Raw genomic sequence first — 7,265 nt, forward strand, 5'->3', positions numbered from 1 at the left:
TTGCGACGGTGATTTAGTCGTTGAGCTTCATTTTAATAATGAAAAATTATTTCAAATGATTGCTATGTCAAATTCCACTGTTCAATTAGCAGTGAATATCATAAGAGACGTACAGCAGTTTCTACCAATGTTAACGAAGTACCTGTTGCTTCATCAAGAAGTTAGAGGCATTTATGGAGTCACCATGATTCATCGCGGTTCCGCGCAGTTGGGTTTTACCGTTAAAGAGCTACCTAAAGGCATGCTAAGAATACTAAGTCATGTGTATTTGAGATTCCTGATGTTTATTTTTCACCCCCAAGGCAGAAAGCGTTTAATGAAGGGACATCTATCACCCCGTATCGTAGCTATATCTTCGAGTGAAGTTATAAGACGATATCCAGCTGAAGCTAGTTTGTCATCTTCTATTTCATTGTAATAGCGTTATGACGTTAAAATATTCCTTGGAGTTGAATGTGAATTGTTAGCGGAAAAAAATGTACCTCATACACGACTCATCAGTGGAATTAGTTTACTGATTATTGCGGCTTTAATCGGCTATTACATTTATCTTCTTCATACCGGAGAAGCGCAGAAGCTTTTGAAATCGATTCAAAGTTTAGGGTTTGTCGGTATCCTCATTGGGCTTGTTGTTCAATTAGCAGCGAATATCCTCCCCGTGCCAGGAGAATTTATATCGATCGTCCTTATGGAAATCTATGGTCCGATTTGGGGAGGCGTTCTTTCATGGATTGGCGGTTTGGGAGGAGCAGTAGGTGCACTCTATCTGACCAAATGGGTCGCTAAACCTTTTTTCGGTAAGCTGGCCCAGCCATTTCTTAAGAAAGTGGAAGAGTTTATCAATAAGCATGAAATTTTTGGTCTTTTACTCATTCGCTTTGTTCCTTTTGTTCCTTATCACTTTGTTAATTATGCCGTCGGTTTTTTAAATGTAAAGATATGGACTTTTGTTTGGACAACGGGTCTTGGCATTCTTCCTTACACGATAGCGATGAGTGGTATATATGCAGGCGTCCGCCGCGGCTCACTGATGTGGGGCGTGATCGGACTTGCTGTGTTTCTCGTATTGTCGGGTATAAGTTGGATGATTCAAAGAAGATTCGGAAATAAACACAAGATCAAATCCGTTGAATAACTGAAGAACAAACTAAGAAATAAAACGATGTATAAAAAAATTAAAAACTAGAGATTTTCCTATTTAAAAGCACTCCGAGCTGGGAAAATCAGTCGATAACAGAACAATTAAACCCACGTAGAACGTGGGTTTAATTGTTGTTCGTTTTCAAATTTAATGACACATGATCTTGCTGGTCAATTTGAGCTAACAAAACTTGTTCAAGCTGAATATTTCTACTTTTTAAAACGGCTTCTATCCATTTTGTATTTTTTTGGATATTTTTTAGGTTTTTCTCAATAATTTTACCGTCAATAATGCATGCTTGTGGAATACCCCGCGATTTACTTTGTATATGCATATCAACTCGTGTTATTAGCATGTTGTTTGTTTTTTTCAATATCGATATGGATCCATCTGTTTCAAAAAAGGCGAATTCTATCTCATCCATATAAAATACATCTTTCTTTCTCAAAAGCATAAGCAGTTCATCGATAGTTAAACGAGCTCTTTTCATGTTCTCCATGATAATTTGACCATTATTGATAATTACTTGGGGTTCACTATCTAATATCTTTCTACCCATAAAGCTTTTTAGAGAAATGTAATCTGAAAGAAGGACTAGAATGGAAAACATAGATAAAGCGATTATGCCAGGAAACAGCGATATACTTTTGTTGAAAATGAGATTACCGCCAATTGAACCAAATGTCACTCCAGCAACAAAATCAAAAAAGGTTAAGTGCGATAATAGTTTTTTTCCGATTATTCGTGCCCAAATGACTAAACCAATAAACGAAACAATTGAGCGAAGCAGAATTTCAATCATTGACATTTTTTTAACCGCCTCCAATATATGGTGATATTATTGCCGCAAAATGAGTTATTTATTAAAGAGACAAGCTTATTGGGGGACTTACGTTAACATGCTGAGTCTCCAACAGATTTGACAAATAAACAATATTTCGTTAGCATCAGTGTATTACGGACAATTGTCCGTAAAATTGTATATTTTTGTAGGACATACAAGTCACGTATAAAGCGTATGGCAAAAACGCGTTAAACGTTAGACTAGAGAGAGTCCGCAGAGGATGCATGAATCGGATGGAGGGAACACATGTCTTCAGATAAGACAATTGCAGAAACAGAAGTCCCGTTTTCAATGCGTAGTATTTTGGGTCCATTAGTAGCCATTGTCGTTGGGATTTTCATGGTTATTTTAGATGGAACGGCGGTAAACGTTGCGCTTCCCAAGCTGCAGGAAGAATTTAAATTATTGAACTTGTCTTTGGTACAATGGACGGTAATCGGTTATGCGCTTGCACAAGCAGCGGTCATTCCTTTAGCGGGCTGGCTATCCGATAGATTTGGAGCTAAGAAAATATTCCTAATCTCGGTTGGTCTGTTCACTATTGGTTCTGGTCTATGTGCGCTGGCTAACTCGGTTGAAATGCTGATTACTTACCGTATCATCCAAGGTTTGGGTGGCGGTGTGGTTGTACCAATCGCCATGGCGTTCATCTATCGCCTTTCTCCTCCGGGAAAAGTGGGGGCAGTCATGGGCATGATGGGGATTCCCATATTGCTGGGTCCAGCGCTTGGACCCGTCGTTGCAGGCTGGTTAGTTGAGTATCATAGCTGGCAATGGATATTCCTGATCAATCTTCCTATCGGTGTTATTGGTATTATCCTCGGAATTCGTACATTGCCTAATATCCAACGGCAGTCGGTTGCATCCTTGGATTTACTCGGTATGTTGTTAGGGCCAATCGCCTTCGCAGCTCTGGTATATGGTGTTTCTAGTGGGGGCATTGACCCCGTTACAGGGAAATCTACTTGGACAGAACCGGCTACACTGATCGGCACTGGCGTAGGGATTGTGGCCCTTGTTTTATTCATTATCGTGGAGTTAAGACGTGAGAACCCGCTGCTCGAGCTTCGCGTTTTCCGCTCTGGCAACTTTACAAAAGGGATTATTGTACAATGGATTTCACAAATTGCAATGTTCGGAACCATGTTCCTTGTTCCATTATTTTTACAACAAGCCCATGGTTATAGCCCTCTCAAAACAGGCTTAATCATGCTTCCACAAGCGTTAGCTTCCGGGTTATTTATGCCAATTGGCGGTAAGCTTTCAGACCGCTTCGGAGCGCGTCCGCTCGTTTTGGCAGGTATGGCTCTTACAACGATTTCAGCCTTATTGCTTTCCAATATATCTGGCGATTCAGGCATAAGTGCCGTGATGCTGCCGCTTGCACTGCTTGGTGCGGGTATGGGCATGTTCATGATGCCGCTTAATAACCATATGATCCAATCCGCACCACAAAATTTGGTGGGACGTGTAACGTCGCTCACCAACGCAGCTCAGCAAGTTATGATGTCCTTCGCTATCGCCATCTTGATGACCATATTAACTACGAAGATGAAAAATTTGATGGTTGAAACAGGGAAGCAGAAGCCGGATGTAGACTTATATGCTTCATCCTTTGGGTATACTTTCTTAATTCTGTTGGGTATCGCGGTTGTAGGCGGTTTGCTTGGACTTATGCTGCAGAAGCCCAAGAGGGCAGAAGGAGAATCAACGGACGAAGTGGAAATTCCAGTAATGATAGGTCATTAACATTAGGTTACGATAAATACGTAAAACTATAGTTCAAAAAAAGACGATTTTCATCCGGATTAGCTGGAATGAGGAGCGTCTTTTTTCCAATAACCAGTTTGGGTTTCCAAGGATGACTCGACTGCTTGTTCAAATTTGAATTGGTGAAAATTTACATTTTCTTAATTTGAAACGGTGGTATCCGTTTACACTTGTCTGCTAACCTTGTTAAGAAAGAAACTATGCAGGGAGGCAATAGGGTTGAAAAAGATGCTAAAAACCTGGGTTGGGATTGGTCTTACAAGTGTAATGCTAGTAGGAGGAGCTTCTGTTGCCACTGCAGCCGAGACGGGAGATTCGGCGCTGCGAATGACGGTTGAAAATCTAAACGGCACATTAGGCTGGGCATCAGATGCACAGCAAATTACGGTCGATGTTGCTGGAAGCAAGGCTATGCTAAAACTAGGTTCCTTAGAAGCAACAATCAAAGGTCAAGCTGTCAAATTGGACAAAGCGCCTTATCTTGCAAACGGTGTCACACAAGTGTCCGCGGCAACGGTGACACAGCTGAAGGAAGCTTTGAAGAATACAGACAAGTTGTTGTTTACTTATTCTTCCGTAGGGGATTGCCGTATTGATAATACCGTAACGGATGCTTCAGAACAGGATCTTAAATGGCTTGTTAATAGCAAAGTGTTAACGCGAATGATGGATGAAATGCAAGCCCAGAAGTCTAGTATGCTGTTCTATAATGGTGACATGATTATGGGTTATACACCGAACTCGGATGTCAATATTTTGAACCGAGAATATGCTTTCTGGCGTGGTATTGTAGCTACTGCTTTTGAACATGGCATGTATGTGTTCCCGGTGCCGGGTAATCATGAGTTACAGGATAATTACTTGGATGCGAATGGTAAAACCGTGAAGGTGGCGACCAAAGCCAACGAAGATACATGGCGGGATAACATGGGTGACATTATTGTTGACCAGAAACGTTTTGCGCAAATTCTCGGTGACAATATCGCAGGTTGGGATCCGAACAACTACCCGCAAATCGGCATGGATCACATCACGACACAGCAGCAGCAATTAGACTATTCCTTCGACTATCGTGGCTCCCACTTTGTGGTGATAAACACCGATCCAACAGGAAATGATTCCCACGCTCCAACGGAGTGGCTCGATAAAGATTTGAAAGCGGCTAAAGCGCGCGGCATGAAGCACTCATTTATTTTTGGACATAAACTTGCTTACACGTATTATTTCGACTCCTCAGCTAAATTAAGTGGACTTGATGTAGATAAAGATGCCGCAAGCGCGTTCTGGCGCGTTGTCCAAGACAATAAAGCTACTTATCTGAGTGGCCATGAGCACATCTTCAACGTAAGCCGTCCAAACAACGGATCCGCTTACCAAGTGGTTGTTGGCTCCGGCGGCTCGCCATTTGAAGCAAAGAAGGCAACAAGCAACCCCATAGACCGCGACTACGCTTATGTAACCGTTAAAGTTTACGAAAGCGGTAAAGTACACTTCGATGCCTACGGATTCGATGCGTTTTACGGCCCTACGCAAAACTTCATGAGTTGGGATTTAGATCAAGGCTTTTAAGTCATTATAATGAAGTAAGTCGTCACGGGTTTCTCGTGATGACTTTTTTGCTTGCATTTATTTGGAGTCAACCTACTGAAATAATTGTCTTGTCTTGTAGTGAACGTAATTACGGTTATTTACTTTTTTCATGGAGAATATCATCTCCGGGTGTCGAGAAAGTCTCGGCTGCCTGAGATTTTCCTGTTTATGATGCGAGGAGATAGTTAGCTTCTGAGCGCTGTATTCAATTCCGAAAGTGTTTTTGGCGTTGGATACGGCTTCAACGTGTTGAGAACTTCCTTTTTTTGACGGAGGCTCCCTACGAACTCAGCACACCTTATTTGATCAAAATACAAAGAGTTATCGTTTTAACGAACTCCAGACGTGTTATTTCAATTAAAAGCACCTCAATTCACTCATCATTGACTCCATAACGTTGCTTCAGTTCGTTAGATGAATGGACAGGCTCATTTCTCGTCAATAGATATCCTACGGTTCGTTAGCGTAGACAACACAAGAGGAAGTTGTTCGCGCGTTTTCCGTTCAGGCTGGCCGACAATTCGAAGGGGAAATGGCTGCCATCTGCTAATTTTTGTACTAATGGCTAAAAACTATATAGTGGAACTGTGCAGATATCTCATCTTATTTTAAATAGGGTATAATCTGTAATATGTAATCGGCTATAATAAGTAAGATCTTCCTTATTTTCTGGGGATATGGTCGTTAGTTAGCAATTCAGAGTCTTATAAAAAAATAGTCAAGGAGGCATTTCTACTATGCATCAGCTAAACCAAATTTCAGAAGCAACCGATTTTATTTTAAGTAAAACGAGACAGCAGCCTACCGTAGGTATGATTCTCGGTTCCGGTTTAGGTGGCCTTGCCGATGAAATTGAAAATTCAACGGTTATTCCATACAGCCAGATTCCCCATTTTGCCAAATCAGAGGCAGTCGGTCACGCCAATGAATTAGTGATTGGCGAGTTGGAAGGTAAAGTCGTCGTCGCGATGAAAGGACGCTTTCACTACTATGAAGGGTATACGTTGGATGAAGTTACTTTTCCAGTGCGTGTAATGAAAGCTCTTGGGGTTGAGAATATACTGATTACGAATGCTTGCGGCGCTATCAATACAAGCTTTAAACCAGGTGATCTTATGTTAATAACGGATCACATTAATTTAGTGGCCAACAATCCGTTGATAGGTCCTAACAATGACGCTTTGGGAACCCGCTTTCCTGATTTGTCCCAAGTCTATAATTCGGAGCTTCGTCAAGTTGCTCTTAAAGTGGGAAAAGAGCAAGGAACCGATTTGCAGCAAGGCGTCTATGCTTGGTGGACTGGTCCTGCTTATGAAACGCCGGCTGAAATTCGCATGATTCGTACACTGGGTGCTGATAGTGTAGGCATGTCAACTGTTCCTGAAGCAATCGTTGCCGTACATGCGAAACTTCGTGTGCTTGGCATTTCTTGTTTAACGAATATGGCTTGCGGCATTCTGGATCAACCGCTAAATCATGCTGAAGTCATTGAGGTGGCCAGCCAAGTAAGAACCAAATTTATTCGACTTGTAAAAGGTATTTTAAAAGAAATATAGGTTTCTGGGAGGGGAGAGCCTATCCGGTGAGTACCGTCAGTGTATCGCTATTGCCCGCGTGCTGAACGGCAATCCGAGCATTCTGATTTTTGATGAGGAACTGACGTAGATTCCCAGGAATTCTAATGGTATTTTTACTATATGGGATAAAAAGAACCTTGATTCTCAAGTCTGAGAATCAAGGTTCTTTAAGTGCGCCCAGCATGGGCGCTATCTTGGGTTCAAGTCCCAATTGGCGAAGGCAGTAGTAGCCATTAGCTTAAGACAAGACCCTCTATGTCAACATGGAATGTATGTTCGGTTTTATAGTTGGGAGTATCCTGTATTGTGTTCACGGAAAATATTATGCCGTTTTTTGGAAATG

6 protein-coding genes are annotated in these 7,265 nt (G+C 41.7%); 5 read left to right on the plus strand and 1 reads right to left on the minus strand.

The annotated features are described in order from the left end of the window. Together FU659_RS36145 and FU659_RS34095 are read left to right on the plus strand one after the other, a co-directional pair. Nucleotides 1-418: YkoP family protein (locus FU659_RS36145; protein WP_397357152.1), on the plus strand; the 418-nt coding region annotated here is incomplete at its 5' end. Nucleotides 419-460: 42 nt separating this feature from the next. Continuing rightward, nucleotides 461-1,135 carry a TVP38/TMEM64 family protein gene (locus FU659_RS34095; protein ID WP_187274599.1) on the plus strand — a complete coding sequence of 225 codons (675 nt, stop codon included), beginning with the start codon at nt 461-463 and terminating at the stop codon, nt 1,133-1,135. A gap of 130 nt (nt 1,136-1,265) precedes the next feature. On the opposite strand, the gene FU659_RS34100 is transcribed toward FU659_RS34095, so the two are convergent. Further along, nucleotides 1,266-1,949: a DUF421 domain-containing protein gene (locus FU659_RS34100; RefSeq protein ID WP_147951604.1), complete on the minus strand. Its 684-nt coding sequence runs from the start codon at nt 1,947-1,949 to the stop codon at nt 1,266-1,268. Between the two features lie 282 nt (nt 1,950-2,231). Between FU659_RS34100 and FU659_RS34105 the strand changes: the two genes are divergently transcribed. The 3 genes from FU659_RS34105 to FU659_RS34115 all read left to right on the plus strand — a co-directional run bounded on the left by FU659_RS34105 (nt 2,232) and on the right by FU659_RS34115 (nt 6,901). Beyond that, entirely contained in the window at nt 2,232-3,734 is a 1,503-nt protein-coding gene (locus FU659_RS34105; protein WP_147951605.1) for an MDR family MFS transporter, read from the plus strand. Between the two features lie 249 nt (nt 3,735-3,983). Continuing rightward, a complete protein-coding gene (locus FU659_RS34110) occupies nt 3,984-5,324 on the plus strand; it encodes a stalk domain-containing protein (RefSeq protein ID WP_261808236.1) in 1,341 nt (446 codons plus the stop codon). Between the two features lie 758 nt (nt 5,325-6,082). Further along, complete coding sequence (locus FU659_RS34115; protein WP_147951607.1) at nt 6,083-6,901, plus strand: purine-nucleoside phosphorylase; 819 nt, start codon at nt 6,083-6,085, stop codon at nt 6,899-6,901. Nucleotides 6,902-7,265: the final 364 nt, after the last annotated feature.

Origin of the sequence: Paenibacillus sp. N3.4, assembly GCF_008017805.1 — a bacterium.
Taxonomy (GTDB): domain Bacteria; phylum Bacillota; class Bacilli; order Paenibacillales; family NBRC-103111; genus Paenibacillus_E.

Bases quoted from the DNA above. Each gene is read 5' to 3' on its own strand.
- FU659_RS34100 (WP_147951604.1), bottom strand. From the start codon at position 1,949: ATGTCAATGATTGAAATTCTGCTTCGCTCAATTGTTTCGTTTATTGGT.
- FU659_RS34115 (WP_147951607.1), top strand. From the start codon at position 6,083: ATGCATCAGCTAAACCAAATTTCAGAAGCAACCGATTTTATTTTAAGT.
- FU659_RS34105 (WP_147951605.1), top strand. From the start codon at position 2,232: ATGTCTTCAGATAAGACAATTGCAGAAACAGAAGTCCCGTTTTCAATG.
- FU659_RS34110 (WP_261808236.1), top strand. From the start codon at position 3,984: ATGCTAAAAACCTGGGTTGGGATTGGTCTTACAAGTGTAATGCTAGTA.